Origin of the sequence: Sporofaciens sp. JLR.KK001 (genome assembly GCF_036941055.1) — a bacterium.
Taxonomy (GTDB): Bacteria; Bacillota; Clostridia; order Lachnospirales; family Lachnospiraceae; genus Sporofaciens.
Genome location: NZ_JAYMNO010000001.1, coordinates 3499301 through 3514467, shown reverse-complemented (window position 1 = coordinate 3514467; position 15167 = coordinate 3499301). Strand labels below are relative to the sequence as shown.

At 46.9% G+C, this 15167-nt stretch carries 13 protein-coding genes; 12 read left to right on the top strand and 1 reads right to left on the bottom strand.

The genetic code is table 11. The annotated features are described in order from the left end of the window. Positions 1-41 precede the first annotated feature (41 nt). The 9 genes from VSQ62_RS17950 (at position 42) to VSQ62_RS17910 (ending at position 10385) form a co-directional block, all read left to right on the top strand. Positions 42-1343, top strand: a complete 1302-nt coding sequence (locus tag VSQ62_RS17950) for an ABC transporter substrate-binding protein (RefSeq protein WP_334636150.1) — start codon at positions 42-44, stop codon at positions 1341-1343. Positions 1344-1433: 90 nt separating this feature from the next. Next, a complete protein-coding gene (locus tag VSQ62_RS17945) occupies positions 1434-2324 on the top strand; it encodes a carbohydrate ABC transporter permease (RefSeq protein ID WP_334636149.1) in 891 nt (296 codons plus the stop codon). 16 nt (positions 2325-2340) lie between these two features. Then, the gene (locus VSQ62_RS17940) at positions 2341-3174 is read left to right on the top strand and encodes a carbohydrate ABC transporter permease (RefSeq protein WP_334636148.1); all 834 of its coding nucleotides are present in this window, start codon (positions 2341-2343) and stop codon (positions 3172-3174) included. A 10-nt stretch (positions 3175-3184) separates the two neighbouring features. After that, positions 3185-4246 (top strand): response regulator transcription factor, encoded by a 1062-nt coding sequence (locus tag VSQ62_RS17935; protein ID WP_334636147.1) that lies wholly within the window; start codon positions 3185-3187, stop codon positions 4244-4246. A 2-nt stretch (positions 4247-4248) separates the two neighbouring features. Continuing rightward, entirely contained in the window at positions 4249-5400 is a 1152-nt protein-coding gene (locus VSQ62_RS17930; protein WP_334636146.1) for a Gfo/Idh/MocA family protein, read from the top strand. A gap of 104 nt (positions 5401-5504) precedes the next feature. Next, positions 5505-6572 (top strand): alcohol dehydrogenase catalytic domain-containing protein, encoded by a 1068-nt coding sequence (locus tag VSQ62_RS17925; protein WP_334636145.1) that lies wholly within the window; start codon positions 5505-5507, stop codon positions 6570-6572. A gap of 407 nt (positions 6573-6979) precedes the next feature. Beyond that, entirely contained in the window at positions 6980-8134 is a 1155-nt protein-coding gene (locus VSQ62_RS17920) for a tyrosine-type recombinase/integrase (protein WP_334636144.1), read from the top strand. 90 nt (positions 8135-8224) lie between these two features. Continuing rightward, the gene (locus VSQ62_RS17915) at positions 8225-9508 is read left to right on the top strand and encodes a DUF1015 domain-containing protein (RefSeq protein ID WP_334636143.1); all 1284 of its coding nucleotides are present in this window, start codon (positions 8225-8227) and stop codon (positions 9506-9508) included. A gap of 253 nt (positions 9509-9761) precedes the next feature. Continuing rightward, entirely contained in the window at positions 9762-10385 is a 624-nt protein-coding gene (locus VSQ62_RS17910) for a cell wall hydrolase (RefSeq protein WP_334636142.1), read from the top strand. A 79-nt stretch (positions 10386-10464) separates the two neighbouring features. Here VSQ62_RS17910 and glgB read toward each other — a convergent pair whose 3' ends face one another. Next, positions 10465-12261, bottom strand: a complete 1797-nt coding sequence (glgB, locus tag VSQ62_RS17905; protein ID WP_334636141.1) for a 1,4-alpha-glucan branching protein GlgB — start codon at positions 12259-12261, stop codon at positions 10465-10467. A 173-nt stretch (positions 12262-12434) separates the two neighbouring features. Between glgB and VSQ62_RS17900 the strand changes: the two genes are divergently transcribed. From VSQ62_RS17900 to VSQ62_RS17890, 3 genes are all read left to right on the top strand, one after another. After that, positions 12435-12992 (top strand): TetR/AcrR family transcriptional regulator, encoded by a 558-nt coding sequence (locus VSQ62_RS17900; RefSeq protein ID WP_334636140.1) that lies wholly within the window; start codon positions 12435-12437, stop codon positions 12990-12992. A gap of 76 nt (positions 12993-13068) precedes the next feature. Further along, positions 13069-14385, top strand: a complete 1317-nt coding sequence (locus tag VSQ62_RS17895; RefSeq protein WP_334636139.1) for a putative DNA modification/repair radical SAM protein — start codon at positions 13069-13071, stop codon at positions 14383-14385. Continuing rightward, positions 14360-15148, top strand: a complete 789-nt coding sequence (locus tag VSQ62_RS17890) for a TIGR03915 family putative DNA repair protein (protein ID WP_334636138.1) — start codon at positions 14360-14362, stop codon at positions 15146-15148. Before VSQ62_RS17895 ends, VSQ62_RS17890 begins: the two co-directional genes overlap by 26 nt. Positions 15149-15167 lie beyond the last annotated feature (19 nt).

The window sequence follows — 15167 nt, the reverse complement described above, 5'->3', positions numbered from 1 at the left end:
TTGTACGTAGAAGATAAACAAATAGGAAAGGAGACAACACTATGAAATGGGGAAAAGTAAGAAAAGGAACAGCATTGTTATTGTCAGGAATCTGTATGAGTTCTATGATATTATCCGGGTGTTCAACGGCTGAGGAAGATGCAGGAGCGGGGCAGGAAACCGAGCAGGAAGAAGTGTCTGCGGATACGGAGATCACGGTTTATACTCCGGCGATCAATGAAGATGAATACGGGAAAGAATTCAAGAAATATGTAGAAGAAAATCTGGATTTTAAGGTTAATTTTGAAGCAGAGCCGCTTCTGTATGCCGATACAGTGAATAAGGCAACGACGATGCTTGCATCAGGTGATGATTCTGTAGACGTGTATTTTATTGATGAGATCATGCAGCTTTCTTTCATGAGCGCTGATTTTTTGGAGCCGATCGAGGACGTAGTTACGGAAGAGGATATGAGCGAATTTCTTGAAGGATATGAGGACAAATTTTTAAAGAAAGACGGACATATCTATGGAGTTCCGGCAGATTTTGCGGGTATTCTCTTCTTTGTGAACAAGAAAATGTTTGATGATGCTGATATTGCGATACCGACTGATCAGGAAGAATTTATTGATGCTGCGAAGAAGCTTACGAAGGATGGCAAATATGGGCTTCTGGAAGCATGGGATAAGGCTTCGCACCTTCAGGATAACTTGAACAGATGGTGTCTGATGTTCGGAGGAAATTTCTATGACTGGACATTGGATGGTACAAAAGAGGCGATCAAGTTCATGTATGATCTGGTCCATACTTATAAGGTTACCAGTATCGATAATCTTAGTGTAGATTATGAGACCGGAAACCAAAAGTTCGTAGATGGGAATGCGGCAATGTATTTCCAGTGGGCTGGCTCAGTACCTTCATATGAAAATGCCGGAAAGTATGGTTCGGAGATCATCTGCGCACCGATGCCTGAATTCAAGACAAATAAGACGCCTATGAGTTCCTGGATGTGGGTAGTGAATAAAAAGTCTTCTAAAAAAGAAGCTGCCAAAGAATATGCAAAATTAATGGCGTCGCCGGAAGCACAGGCGTTGTATATGAAAGCATGCGGACGGCTTTCACCTACGGCAAATCTGGATGTATGGAATGATGCTGAGCTGACCGATGGTCTGCTTACCGTAGAAGAGCATAAGCAGTATGTAGAAGACGATGCTTTTGAGGCCAGGACACTGAGTGAGAGACACAGTGAATATATGGACACTGTGACCGGGACCTTGCAGGAATATCTGATGGATGAGATCAGCTATGAAGAGTGTCTGGAAAAAGGGCAGCAGCAGATCGACGAGCTGTTAGGGAAAAATTAATTAGCGAGATAATTTTGTCAAATAGGGTGTCAATGATACGGTGTCATTGGCACCGAACTAATTTTTACTTTTGTATGCATAAGGAGAAATATGAAGAGAAAAATAACTTTGAGCAGGAGAAAGACCATCTTCGCGTGGATCTGTGTCCTGCCGGTTCTGGTGATCCGATTATGGACGACGGCATATCCGGTTGTAGCGATGTCCTACTATAGTTTGTTGGATTATGACCTGATACGCAGAAAGAAAGAATTCGCCGGTCTGCAGAATTTTAAGAACCTTGCGAAGAATAAGCAGTTCTTGGAGTCTCTGTCATTTACGGTTAAGTTTACGGTGATATCCATCTGTTTTATTATTGTCTTAGGGGTTGCACTGGCATTACTGATGAAGCAGAACTTCGGAGGAAGGAAGCTGATCCGTACGGTAGCCTTGATCCCATGGGGACTTTCGATGATCGTTGTTTCTATCGCGGCATTATGGGCATTCGATGATACCTATGGAATTGTGAATGACCTGATCAGAAGAATTGGATTTGAGGGGTATCATTTTACATGGCTGGCGGATAAATCAGGCGCTCAGGTGGCGGTTATCATTGTAAATATTTGGAAAAATGTCTCATTTTTTGCAATTATCATGCTTGCCGCGTTCCAGGGGATTCCGGGAGAATTATTCGAGTCGGCAAGGATAGACGGTGCGAGTAACTGGAAGATTCTTTTCCATGTATCACTTCCGTATGTTATGCGTACCTTTATCATTATGATTATTTTCGTGGGCGTCTCACAGATCAACAGTTTTGAGATCGTATATGCGATGACGAAAGGCGGTCCCGGAACGACGACTTCGCTGCTTGCTTACAGATTGTATATGGAAGCGACGAAAAGTATGAATTATGGAATGGCGTCAGCAATTACAATGGTAATGTTCCTGGTTACAGCGGTTTATGGAATCATTGGATTGAGGATCTATAGAAAGGTTGACTATTAAGAGGAGGAGCAAAGATATGAAAATGCCGAAAAGAAAAAGTGCTGTATTATGGATATTTACCATAATCGTAGGTTTTATCATCATGTGGCCGGTGTACTGGATCGTCAAATCTTCCTTTACCAAACAGATTGATCTGTTTAAATCACCGATTGAGTACATGCCGGTCAATCTGACTCTTGATAATTACAGGCAATTGATGGATGCGGCGGGATTGACAGATTACCTGAAAGGAACCATACTTATAACAGCAGCTTCGCTATTTTTGTCCGTATTTCTCTGCGCGCTGGCAGGTTATGGATTCGCCAGATGCCAGAATAAGGCAATTAATATCGCGTTTGCTTTTATCATGTTTTCGACCATGATCCCGGGCACGGTAACGGTTATTCCGTTGATGACGATGTGGAGAAGGATGGGGCTTAGCGATACATTTTCAGGATTGACAATCTTGTACTTTTCGCTGCTGATTCCATTTTCAACGGTGATGTATGCCGGATTCATCAGCCAGATTCCGCCGTCTTTGGAGGAGGCGGCGAGGATAGACGGAGCAACAATGTTTGGGGCTTTTACGAAGGTGATACTCCCGCTTTTAAAACCTATTATGGCGACACTTAGTATCATTAATTTTATTACCTGTCTGAATGAATTTTTTATTCCATTGATGTTTACAACGAAGAATGTCAAGGTAATGAGTCTTCTGATGTCGTCTATTCCGAAGCTGAATCAATATCAGATGCCCTGGGGGGCGATCAGTGCGGCGGGCTGTCTGATGCTGCTTCCGGCAATATTATTTATTGTCATATTCGAGAAAAATATTATGGGTGGTCTGATGATGGGCAGTATCAAGCAATAGGGAATGAAAAATGATGAATGTGATGGTTATCGAGGATCGTATTTTGACACTGAACGCGCTGAAAACGCAGATTCCGTGGAAAGAAAAAGGTTTGAATCCGGTGGGATTCTATACAAATTGCAAGGATGCAATGGAACATATAGAGGATACGGATCCAGATGTGATCATTTCAGATATCGTCATGCCTGGAATGGATGGATTGAGCTTTTGTAAATATATTAACAGCCTGGATAGAAATATAAAGATCATAATCATCAGTGCGTACAGCAAATTTGAATACGCCCAGAAGGGAATACAGCTTGGTGTATTTGATTTCTTAGAAAAGCCTGTGGACTATGGGGAACTGTGTGAGAGGATACTGCAGGCGGGGGAACTCAGAGAACGAGAGGAAAGACTTAGAAAAATCCACACGGAGCAGGCTGCGGATGATTATACGGTTATGACGTTGGATGATTATGCGCAGTTCGACCATTTTGAGAAAAAATTGAAACAGAATCTAGAATGTGCAGATTTCGAAGGTATCCGGGCTATATGCGGCAAGATGAAGAATTACATTGAAAAGCATAATATCAACAGATCGTATCTGGTGTTTTTTGTTACAAATTTTCTCAGTGTTCGGATTAAGCTTGGGGATCTGTCAGAATTGAATCGTATGACCTGTGTTGCGGATATTATGAGGTATCTGGAGGATATTCTGTTATCGATATGTTCGGAAAAGAGGAAGAACGCCGCAAATGATACCGATAATGTTGTGGGGGAGATGAAGCAGTATTTAGAAGAACAATACAAAAAAGTAGCATTAAGTCTGGGTGGAATGGCGCAGGTTTTTAATATGAGCCCGAATTATGTGAGCAGGATATTTAAAGAGAAGACGGGGTATACGGTGACGGCCTATATCAGTAATCTGAGGATATTGGAGGCGAAAAGGCTGTTGTCGCAGACGAATAAGAAGATCTGGGAGATCAGCCAGGAATTGGGATATTCGAGTCAGTATCATTTCAGTATGGGATTCAAAAAAGCAACGGGTTATTCGCCGAAGGACTATAGAAAAATTAAGAGAGATGAGGAATAAAAATGCAGAGAAAATTAAAAGTAGGAGTTGTAGGGTTAGTTTTCGGAGGAGCTTTTCCGACTATTTACAGGGATCACCCGGATGTGTCGGAGGTGGCTATCTGTGATAAAAACGAGAAATTATTAGAAGATTTCAGCGGGAAATTTGGATTTCGCCGGTGCTGTACGGATTATGAGGAGTTGCTGGAAAGCGATGTGGATGCGATCCATATCCTGACCAATATCCATACGCATGCGGATATGGCGATAGCGGCTCTGCGCGCAGGAAAGCATTGCGCCGTAACGGTTCCCATGGCTACGACTCTGGATGAGATACGGGACATCATAAAGACCAAAAAAGAAAGCCGCAAAAATTATATGATGATGGAGACAAGTGTATATACATATCAATGTCTGTATGTAAAGGAGTTGATAGAGACCGGCAGATTGGGCAGGATTCAATATTTAAGGGGGACGCATTTTCAGGACATGGAAGGCTGGCCTAAGTATTGGGAAGGCTTGCCGCCATTGCATTATGCGACCCATGCTGTTTCGCCGTTATTGTTCTTAAGCGGCCAGAGGGCGGCGAAGGTCCATTGCTTCGGCAGCGGCTTTATGAGACAGGAATTGACGGAAAGATACGGGAATCCATATCCGGTAGAGACGGCGATCTATGAACTGGAGGATGGGAAGACGGCGGCGGATGTTACGCGTTCTCTTTTTCAGACGGCACATGAGTATGTGGAAGGATTCAGCGTATTTGGCGATCAGATGTCTTTTGAGTGGAATTTTGAAAATGAAGATCCTTATGTCTATGAATTTACCGATCGGCTGGCAGAGACGAATATTGGAAGCAGGGGAAAAGAAATCAAGAAATATGCATTTCATTGTCCGAACAGGGAGGAGCTGCTCCCGGAAGAAATTCGGAAATATACGACGGAATTCACGATCCTGGATCCTGAGCATCCAGATATGTATATGAAACAGGGCGGCGGACATCATGGTTCCCATCCTCATATGGTACATGAATTCGTCAGGAGCATCATAGAAGAGAGAGAGCCGATGATCGACGTATATCGTGCGGCGGACTGGACGGCCGCCGGGATCTGCGGGCATGAATCTGCGATGAATGGGGGAAAAGAAGTGATCATTCCGGATTTCAGGAAAGAAATATAAGGATTTTATCCGTAGTAATATAGGGTACCGTGTGCTATAATAAGGAAATAAACTGGCAGCATGTAGCAAAGCAGATAACAAGAGAGACAAGAGAGGAACGTAAGATGGGAAAAGAGACAATGAAAGCATTAAGAATGTATGCGCCCGGTGATTTCCGGTATGAGGATGTACCGGTACCCGAGATAGACGACGATGAGATCCTTGTGAAGATCGAGGGCTGCGGAATCTGCGCCGGAGATGTGAAGACCCTGCACGGCGGTGTGAGGATATGGGGAACAACGCCGGAAAAGCGTTATATTGAGGCGCCGGTGATCGGCGGACACGAATTCGTGGGACGTGTCGTGAAGTATGGAAAGAATGTGGTCGGAGTGAAGGAAGGAGACCGGATGGTTTCTGAACAGATCGTGCCGTGCAAAGAGTGCCGTTTCTGCAAGGCAGGCTATTATTCCATGTGCCAGAGGCATTACATCTATGGTTTTAAACAAGATACGCAGGGCGGATTTGCCGAGTATATGAAGTTCAATAAGCAGGGCATCCATCATCATGTGCCGGATGGATTATCCCTGGAGCAGGCAGTGCTGATCGAACCGCTGGCATGTGCCATGCATGCGGTGGAACGGGCGAAGATCCAGCACAATGACGTGGTGGTCATCAGCGGCCTGGGTGCGATCGGACTTGGTATGGTCAGTGTGGCTAGGAAGATGCAGCCCAAACTGATCATCGGACTGGATCTGCGGCAGAAGCGCATGGATATGGCGATGAAATGCGGGGCTGATATGGTTCTGAATCCGCTGGAGGTGAACGTCGCAGATAAGATCCGGGAATTGACGGACGGGTATGGCTGTGACGTATATATTGAAGCTTCCGGCAGTGAGAAGAGTGTCCTCCAGGGCATGGATGCGATACGGTTCTGCGGCAGATATGTGCAGTTCGGGGTGTTCCCGAAGGCGATTACGGTAGACTGGAACGATATCGGCGACGGCAAAGAGATTGAGATCTACGGAGCGCATCTGGCACCATATTGCTATGAACCCGTAATGAAGGGGATGATCGACGGTTCCATCTATACGGATGGGCTGATTTCCCATTCTTTTAAGATGGAAGACTGGGAAGAGGCCTTTGAGGTTGCGGAGAAGGATCAGGATGCGTTTAAGGTGATGCTGGTTCCGTAATGATGCCGCTGATAGATCCGATAACGGGTTGATAGATTTGGCAGAAAAAGGTAAAATCTGAGAGGCTGTGTGGTAAGAATCCGCCAAACAGCCTCTTTTTAAGTGAACAGGATTTTATTGGTTTTCTTTTGCGCTGAGGTAGAACAATCCGTTATATACCAGCAGGAAATTCGAGCTGTCTTTCCTTTCATAAGTGTGTCATCATGCGGGGCTGAGGAACTCTGGCTTGGTACATTTGCGTGTAAGCGATGATGGAAAAGTAAATAAGTATAACTTCTTTGTACTATATGAAATTAGATTCTATTTGTTTAGTGATGAAGCGCGTTACTTCATTAACGTCTGAATCCATGATAAAATGCCCACATAACACGGTTTCTTATGGCTTAAAGTACAAAGGAGGAGAATGAATGCCACGAAAAGGTGAAAACATTTACAGAAGAAAAGACGGACGCTGGGAAGCGCGCTATATTCATCACTATGAAAACGGAAAGGCGAAATACCGCTATGTTTACGGCGCCACATACAAGGAAGCGAAGCAAAAGAGGATTGAGGTGCAGACAACGCCGCAGTGGGAGATGATTTCCGCAGATAAGAGGCATGCAAAATTTGAGGAACTGACAGAGCATTGGCTTAAGGATATCAAGGTGGCGGTGAAGGAATCGACCTATACCAGATATTATAGTATCGTGCAGAATTATCTGATCCCCAGGTTAGAGAAACAGTCTCTTGCAAAGATAGACCTGGAATTCTTGAAAGGATTGACAGAGGAGCTTCTCTTGGAAGGCAGTACGCAGAGAGAGCCCCTGGCTCCCAAAACGGTATCTGATATAGTATGTGTATTAAAATCAATTCTTCAATATGGGAAGAATAACGGTTACCCATGTCCGGATTTTACGGTCCTGCGTCATCCGCAGAAATTACTTAAACCAGCCAGGATTCTGACAGAAGATACCAGGATCAAGCTTGAGAAGATCTTATTGAATGCCGAAGATACAACCAGTCTGGGGATTCTGTTCGCCTTATTTACCGGGGTGCGGATCGGGGAATTGTGCGGGCTGCGTTGGGAGGACGTGGATTTCCAGTCATTGACGGTCAGTATCAAGAGGACGGTCGAGCGGATCGCGGACCTGGACCCGAACACCGCTAAGAAGACGAAGGTGGTCTTAAGCGAGCCTAAGACGGAGAATTCTATCCGTATCATTCCGCTTCCGGGATTTCTCGCGGAATATCTGGAAATGCGGAAACGTGATCCCAAGTTCTATCTGCTGACCGGGAAGCGGAAATACACCGAACCGCATCAGTTCTATGTCCGGTATCAGAATTATCTGGAGAAGCATGGGATAGAGAATTATACGTTTCACTCTCTGCGGCATACGTTCGCTACACGGTGTGTGGAGATGGAGTTTGATACCAAGTCCCTGGCTGAGATCCTGGGGCATTCCCATATCAGCACGACGCTTTCCATATATGTGCATCCATCCCTGCAGCAGAAGAAGCTGCAGATGAACAGGTTGGCGCCGTATGAGACAAAAGATAGGACAGAGAATGTTATCAATGGATAAAACGGTCTGTAAATATAGGGTGGCAAACATGATTATTTTTTGTTATAGTAAGACTGATTTATTCTAAAATTAAGACAGGAGTGTGATATTATGCCAGTATTACGGCCATTCAGGGGTGTGCGCCCGGCAGAAGAGAAAGCGCCGGCTATCGCGGCACTTCCGTATGATGTATATAATAGAGAGGAAGCGAAGAGGGTTGTAGAGCGTAATCCGCTCTCATTTTTGAAAATAGACCGTGCGGAGACACAGTTCCCTGATGAGACGGATCTGTATTCGCAGGAGGTCTATGAGCGTGCCGGCCAGACGCTTAAGGAGATGATCTGCGACGGTTCTTTTGTGAGGGATGAAGAGCCTTGCTTCTATCTGTATGCGCTGACCTTTCACGGACGGACACAGACCGGGATCGTGGGATGCGCCGCGGTAGATGATTATCTAAGCGGTGCAGTCCGGAAGCATGAGAATACCAAGGAGGATAAGGAGAAGGACCGGATCCGCCATGTGGATACGCTGAATGCCCAGACAGGCCCTATTTTCCTGGCGTACCGGCAGCAGGCCGGACTTAAGGGAATTGTCGATACGGTCAAATGTTCGGATTCAATCTATGATTTTATATCGGAAGACGGGATCCGGCATCAGGTATGGAAGATCGGAACGGATACAGAAGAAGATCGGGCGAGGCAGAGGAAGATTGCAGATATATTTTCCAATATGGAATGCGTCTATATCGCGGACGGGCATCACCGTGCGGCGTCGGCGGTGAAGGTAGGGCTTAAGCGCCGCAGGGAGTATCCGGATTACGACGGGACGGAGGAGTTCAATTATTTCCTGTCGGTGCTGTTCCCGGCAGAGGAATTGAGGATTTTTGATTATAACAGGGTTGTAACCGGAACGGCTGAGCAGACATTGGAAGAGCTGCTAGAAAGGATCCGCGAGAATTTCCAAATTACGGAAAGTGCATCCGAGATTCATCCAAGGCATAAGGGTGAGATCGTCATGTACAGCAGCAGAAGATGGTACAGACTGACGGTTCATGAGGAATTGTATAAGAATGATCCGGTGGATGACCTGGATGTGTCTATCCTGCAGAATTACATATTGGATCCGCTTTTTGATATTAAGGACCCTAAGACAGACCCAAGGGTTCAATTCGTCGGCGGAATCCGCGGAATAGGGGAGTTGGTAAGGCTGACGGACAGTGCGACGGACGGGGAATCGAAGGCGGCGGGAGATCCGGCGCTTCGGGTTGCCTTTGCCATGTATCCGACTTCTATGGACGAGCTGCTTGCCGTCGCGGATTCCGGCAGGCTGATGCCGCCTAAATCCACCTGGTTTGAGCCGAAGCTGCGGAGTGGATTATTTATTCATATGATGTAAGAGCAGGCTTGCGGGCTGCCCCTGCATGAGGGGATATTAACAGCAATCCGTTTACGGGTGGAAAAATCGGACAATTCTGAGAGTTATATCCATCATTGATTTTTTGTTGACATACCCGGTAAGCTATGATAACATAACCTTCGTTGTACAATACATGTAATAATTTTGTAATAATTGTAATAAAAATGAAAATATTGAATATACTTTATTAAAACAATATTCATGTATTGTAACAATAGGAGGGTAGTATTATATGATAAAAAACAAAAAAATCAATTCGGTGGTAGCGGTTGTCTCGGCATGTTCGCTGATGGCGGGATTCACCAGTGAGGCGGCAGGCTCACAGCCGGAGGGAAGAGTGCTGGCAGTTTCGAATGAAAATAACATAATAGAAGTACAGAGAGATACATTTTACGTGATGCCGGACACGCCTGTGGTATCAGCCAAATCTAAGATCGAAGAAGAGCAGAAGAAGATCATCGAAGAGATCAAACGAAAAGAACGCGAGGCCAAGGAGAAAGCTGAGAGGGAGGCAGCGGCATTGCGTAATCAATATCAGGAGCTTATGGCGTCCATTATCTTCTGCGAGGCGGGCAATCAGCCTTACGAAGGACAGGTGGCAGTAGGAGCAGTCATCATGAACCGGGTAAGAAGCGGTTCTTATCCGAACAGTATCGAGGCAGTCATCTATCAGTCCGGGCAGTTTACTCCGGCATCTACGGGATGGCTTGACAGAGTAAGGAATTCCCGCGGTTATACGGCGACGTCTATGCAGGCGGCGGCAGATGCGCTCGCGGGGGCGAATCCGATCGGAAACTGTCTGTATTTTGACCAGGGCGGATATGGGATGAAGATAGGGGCTCATTACTTCCATTAGAAAATTATTTGGATACAGGATATTTTTCAATTTGGGACGTAGTAAATTATAATTTTACTACGTCCCAAGTTGAATTTTGCTATATACCTATTTGATAATAAACCGCTGTATAAGCCCCTAATGTCAATCGGGTTTGGTGCTTTTTTAATTGGATTTCTTTCTCATCGGCCGTGTACTTTTTCGGTCCCGCGTAGATCTCATCATCACTTGCGAGCAGCAGAGTGAGCGTGTCTGCTCCTTCAACAGTCAGCTCATAATCTTCCTGTATCTGGCCGGAGAGGTTGAAGACAGCCAATATCCTTTCTTTATCGGCGATCCTCTCGAAGGTATAGATACACCGCTCTTCCTGGTGGCAGTCGATCCAGGTGAATCCATCCGTATCATAATCCTTCTGATAAAGGGCAGGATGCTTGAGATAGAGCAGGTTCAGGTCCTTGATGAAACGGTGGAAAGCGTCATGGATCGGATAGGTCAGGATGTCCCAGTCCTGTTCCCGCTTCTCGTCCCATTCCCTGAGCTGTCCCAGTTCATTTCCCATGAAATTCAGCTTCTTCCCCGGATGGGCGTACATGTACATATAGAGGGCGCGTGCCTGAGGGAATTTCTCATCATAATCGCCGTTCATCTTCTGCATGATGGTGGCTTTGCCGTGCACCACTTCATCGTGAGAAAAGGGCAGTAAAAATGCGTCATTATAATAATACATCATGGAGAAGGTCAGTTTGTGGTAGTTTGCCGGCCGGTATTCGGGGGCCGTGCGGAAATAATCCAGCGTGTCGTTCATCCATCCCATATCCCATTTGTAGTCGAAGCCCAGTCCGCCCTCCGAAACCGGCTTGGTAACGCCGGGATAAGAAGTGGAGTCTTCGGCAGAGAGTATGGCGGAGGGATGCCGTTCTTTAAGGCCGCGGTTCATCTCGCGGATGAAGTCGACGGCAGTGTTATTGACGCCTCTTGCCGGGTCGCCCTGCCAGTAAATGATCCTGCTGATGGCATCCATGCGGATCCCGTCAATGTGGTATTCCGTCAGCCAGTAATTGGCGGCAGACTGGAGGAAGCTTCGGACTTCCCCGCGGGAATGCATGAAATTACAGCTTCCCCATTCGCTGACGCCCACATCCTGGTGGGGATATTCGTAGAGGGCGGTGCCGTCATAATTCGCCAGGGCGTAGCCGTCCACGGCGAAATGAACCGGCACAAAATCCAGTATGATCCCGATATCGTGCCTGTGGCATCTGTCGATGAATTCCATCAGCTCTCCGGCCGTACCATAGCGGGAGGTCGGACTGTAGAAGCCGGTATTCTGATAGCCCCAGGATTCATCGCAGGGATGTTCGCTTAAGGGCATGATCTCCACGTAATTGTAGCCGTATTCCTCCAGATAAGGAATCAGGATGTCTGCCATCTCCGTGTAAGTATACCAGTCGTCTGCCTGATCGGAAGGCTTCTTAAAGGAGCCGAAATGCAGTTCGTAGATGTTCAGCGGTCTGTTCTTGCAGTCCGTTCGTCTATTCATCCAGGCAGAATCCTGATATGTATAAGAGCTAAGATCACGTATATAAGAAGCGGTGTTCGGGCGAAGCTCCATGCCGAAGCCGTAAGGGTCGCAGTGATCGATATAAGAATGATCCTGCTTGTAAATGCGGTACTTGTACATCATTCCGGGAGCGGCGTTTGCAGCATAGCACTCCCAGAAGTTCCCGTCATAGATCTTATTCATATCCCATTCCTGCCAGCCGGTGAACTCGCCGATCAGGGAGATTCTTGCGGCGCCGGGCGCAAATGTACGGAAAGTGACGCCGGTTTCTTCCGGGTGCGCCCCGAGAAATTGATAGGCGTCGAATATTTTCCCGGTATAAAATCCATAAAAATCCATCGTTGTTCCTCCTAAAATCATATCCCAAATGGACAGTAGTCGTTTTTTGTTTTATAATGATTATACTGATAAGAAATAAGGATATCCACCGACAATATGGATGGATGGGCGGATAACCGACATTTTAGAAAATGTGTCGGAAAGTGAGATGTCAGGACGAAGGAGAACGGGATATGGATCTGCGCATAGAGAAAACAGAGCGGGGAATCAAGAATGCATTTATTGAATTACGGTCAAGGAAACCGTTGGAGAAGATAACGATCAGGGAGCTGTGCGAGCTGGCATGTATCAACAAGTCTACATTTTATTCTCATTACAAGGATATTTATGATCTGTCAGACCATATGGAGGCCGAGGTGGTGCGTTCCATTACCAACAGCATTTCCCATCCGGAGTATATTATGGAGAAGCCGGCGGAATTCACACGGGAATTATTCCTGGCGTATCTGTCGCAGAATTCGCTGACCATGATCCTGTTCTCGGGCAGCCAGCGGAATCATCTGGTTGACAGGATCGAGACGAGCATCAAAGAGCTGGTATTTCAGAAATTCCCGGAATACAGGAACGACGAAGTGTGGAATATCATACTGAGTTATTGTATTCAGGGCGGATATCATACGTTTCAGAGGAATCGGGAAGGAGATATGAATACGCTGATCCGTATGATCGGTGAGATCACGGAGGCGGTGCAGGAGTTGTATGGGAGGAAGAAGATAACAAAAATAGAATAAAGGTATTGACGGATAGAACGTTTGTTTGTATAATAAATAAAAAGGAACAAGCGTTCTATTTTTGCGAGGGTGAATTATGAGAATCCAGGAAGCGTTATCCATGTATGATAAATTGAATATCCTGACGGATGCAGCCAAGTATGACGTGGCATGTACCTCCAGCGGGACGTCGCGTAAGAGTGACGGGACAGGGATCGGAAGCTGCGAGCAGTCGGGGATCTGTCACAGCTTCTCTGCCGACGGAAGATGTATCTCGCTTTTGAAGATACTTTTTACGAATGAGTGTATTTATGATTGTAAGTATTGTGTCAACAGGAGGAGCAATGATGTGGCGAGAGCGTCCTTTACTCCGGACGAGGTGTGTACACTGACGATGGAATTCTACCGGAGGAACTATATCGAAGGATTGTTCTTAAGCTCCGGGATCTTAAGGAGCCCGGATTATACGATGGAGCTTCTGTATGCGACGCTCTATCGGCTGCGGCGGGAGTGTAATTTCCAGGGCTATATCCATGTGAAGGCGATTCCGGGGGCAAGTCCGGAGCTGGTGCAGCGTCTAGGATTCCTTGCGGACAGGATGAGTGTGAACCTGGAGCTTGCGACAGCAGAGAGCCTTAGGGCGCTGGCGCCCCACAAGACGCGGAAGAATATCCTGTCGCCCATGCGTCTGGTACAGAACCGGATGACGGAGAATAAGCAGGAGCTTACCTTATACCGGAACGCACCGCGGTTTGTGCCGGCCGGCCAGAGTACCCAGATGATCATAGGGGCGACGCCGGAGACGGATTACCAGATCATCCAGGTGGCGGAGTCTCTGTATCAGAAGTTTGAGCTTAAGCGGGTATTCTACTCGGCTTTCGTGCATGTCAATGACGATGCCGCGCTTCCGGCAAAGACCGGGGAAGGACCGCCGCTTCTCAGGGAGCACCGGCTGTATCAGGCGGACTGGCTGTTGAGGTATTATCATTTCAGGGCTGAGGAACTTCTGACGGAGGAGAATCCGAATTTTAACATCTTGTTTGATCCGAAGTGTAATTGGGCTTTGAAGCATCTTGAGCAATTCCCGGTAGAGGTGAACCGGGCAGATTATAAGATGCTGCTTCGTGTGCCTGGTATCGGATATAAGTCGGCGGTGCGGATCGTGAAGGCGAGAAGGCTTGGGACTCTGGATTTCGCAGATCTTAAGAAGATCGGAGTGGTGCTTAAGAGGGCGCTGTATTTTATCACCTGCGGCGGCAGGATGATGTATCCCACGAAGATGGACGAGGATTATATCACACGGAACCTGCTTGCCGCAGGCGAGAAGCTTCCCAGAGAAGTCAGGGAGATGGGATATCAGCAATTGTCGTTGTTTGGAGGAGGATGGAATGAAGACGGTATATGTGTGCAGTGATACGGTTACGGGGATATTTTCGGGGATCTATGATGCCTGGAAGTCGAGGAAGGCAGAAGAAGAATGCGAGATCGCGCTGCGGGGGATGTTAGACCAGCAATTATTCTGTGATTATGTGGAAGTGGAGGAGACAGAGCACAAGGCGGCCGCGGTGGAGGCGCTGATCCGCAGGCATCTGGGAATGCGTGCCTACCATGACATCTACCATGCGGTACTGTCGGCAGACCCTAAGAAAGGGGACGCTGTGCTGGGGACCATGCTTACGGCAAGAGAGATCCCGGACAGTACGAAGATCATGGATCATCTGAGCCATCCCAAGGTGGAGAAGGTCTTCGAACTGTACAGGAATGTGTTTGGAGAGACCCACAGTTATAAGGGATTCTTACGTTTCAGGGAGCTTAAGAACGGTGTCCTGTACGCCGGGATCAAACCGAAGAATCAGATCTTGACGTGCCTTGCCCCTCATTTTGCGGACCGTCTTCCGACAGAGAACTGGATGATCCACGATAAGACGCATAAGATGTTTGCGGTTCATGAGGCGGGAAAGCAGTGGGTGATCCTCTGGGGAGATACCTTCGATGAAGAAGTGTTTGAACAGGTGTCTGACAGAGAGGAAGAGTATACAAGGCTGTGGAAGGGGTTCTGTCAGACGATTGCCATTGAATCCCGCAGGAATCCGCGATGTCAGCTTCAGCATCTTCCGCTTCGTTATCGGAGTGAGATGGTGGAGTTCGGTTACAGTTCGGTTAGTATTTACAGATAGAAGCCGCTTGTGGTATGAT

Bases quoted from the DNA above. Each gene is read 5' to 3' on its own strand.
- VSQ62_RS17950 (WP_334636150.1), top strand. From the start codon at position 42: ATGAAATGGGGAAAAGTAAGAAAAGGAACAGCATTGTTATTGTCAGGA.
- VSQ62_RS17945 (WP_334636149.1), top strand. From the start codon at position 1,434: ATGAAGAGAAAAATAACTTTGAGCAGGAGAAAGACCATCTTCGCGTGG.
- VSQ62_RS17940 (WP_334636148.1), top strand. From the start codon at position 2,341: ATGAAAATGCCGAAAAGAAAAAGTGCTGTATTATGGATATTTACCATA.
- VSQ62_RS17935 (WP_334636147.1), top strand. From the start codon at position 3,185: ATGATGAATGTGATGGTTATCGAGGATCGTATTTTGACACTGAACGCG.
- VSQ62_RS17930 (WP_334636146.1), top strand. From the start codon at position 4,249: ATGCAGAGAAAATTAAAAGTAGGAGTTGTAGGGTTAGTTTTCGGAGGA.
- VSQ62_RS17925 (WP_334636145.1), top strand. From the start codon at position 5,505: ATGGGAAAAGAGACAATGAAAGCATTAAGAATGTATGCGCCCGGTGAT.
- VSQ62_RS17920 (WP_334636144.1), top strand. From the start codon at position 6,980: ATGCCACGAAAAGGTGAAAACATTTACAGAAGAAAAGACGGACGCTGG.
- VSQ62_RS17915 (WP_334636143.1), top strand. From the start codon at position 8,225: ATGCCAGTATTACGGCCATTCAGGGGTGTGCGCCCGGCAGAAGAGAAA.
- VSQ62_RS17910 (WP_334636142.1), top strand. From the start codon at position 9,762: ATGATAAAAAACAAAAAAATCAATTCGGTGGTAGCGGTTGTCTCGGCA.
- glgB (WP_334636141.1), bottom strand. From the start codon at position 12,261: ATGGATTTTTATGGATTTTATACCGGGAAAATATTCGACGCCTATCAA.
- VSQ62_RS17900 (WP_334636140.1), top strand. From the start codon at position 12,435: ATGGATCTGCGCATAGAGAAAACAGAGCGGGGAATCAAGAATGCATTT.
- VSQ62_RS17895 (WP_334636139.1), top strand. From the start codon at position 13,069: ATGAGAATCCAGGAAGCGTTATCCATGTATGATAAATTGAATATCCTG.
- VSQ62_RS17890 (WP_334636138.1), top strand. From the start codon at position 14,360: ATGAAGACGGTATATGTGTGCAGTGATACGGTTACGGGGATATTTTCG.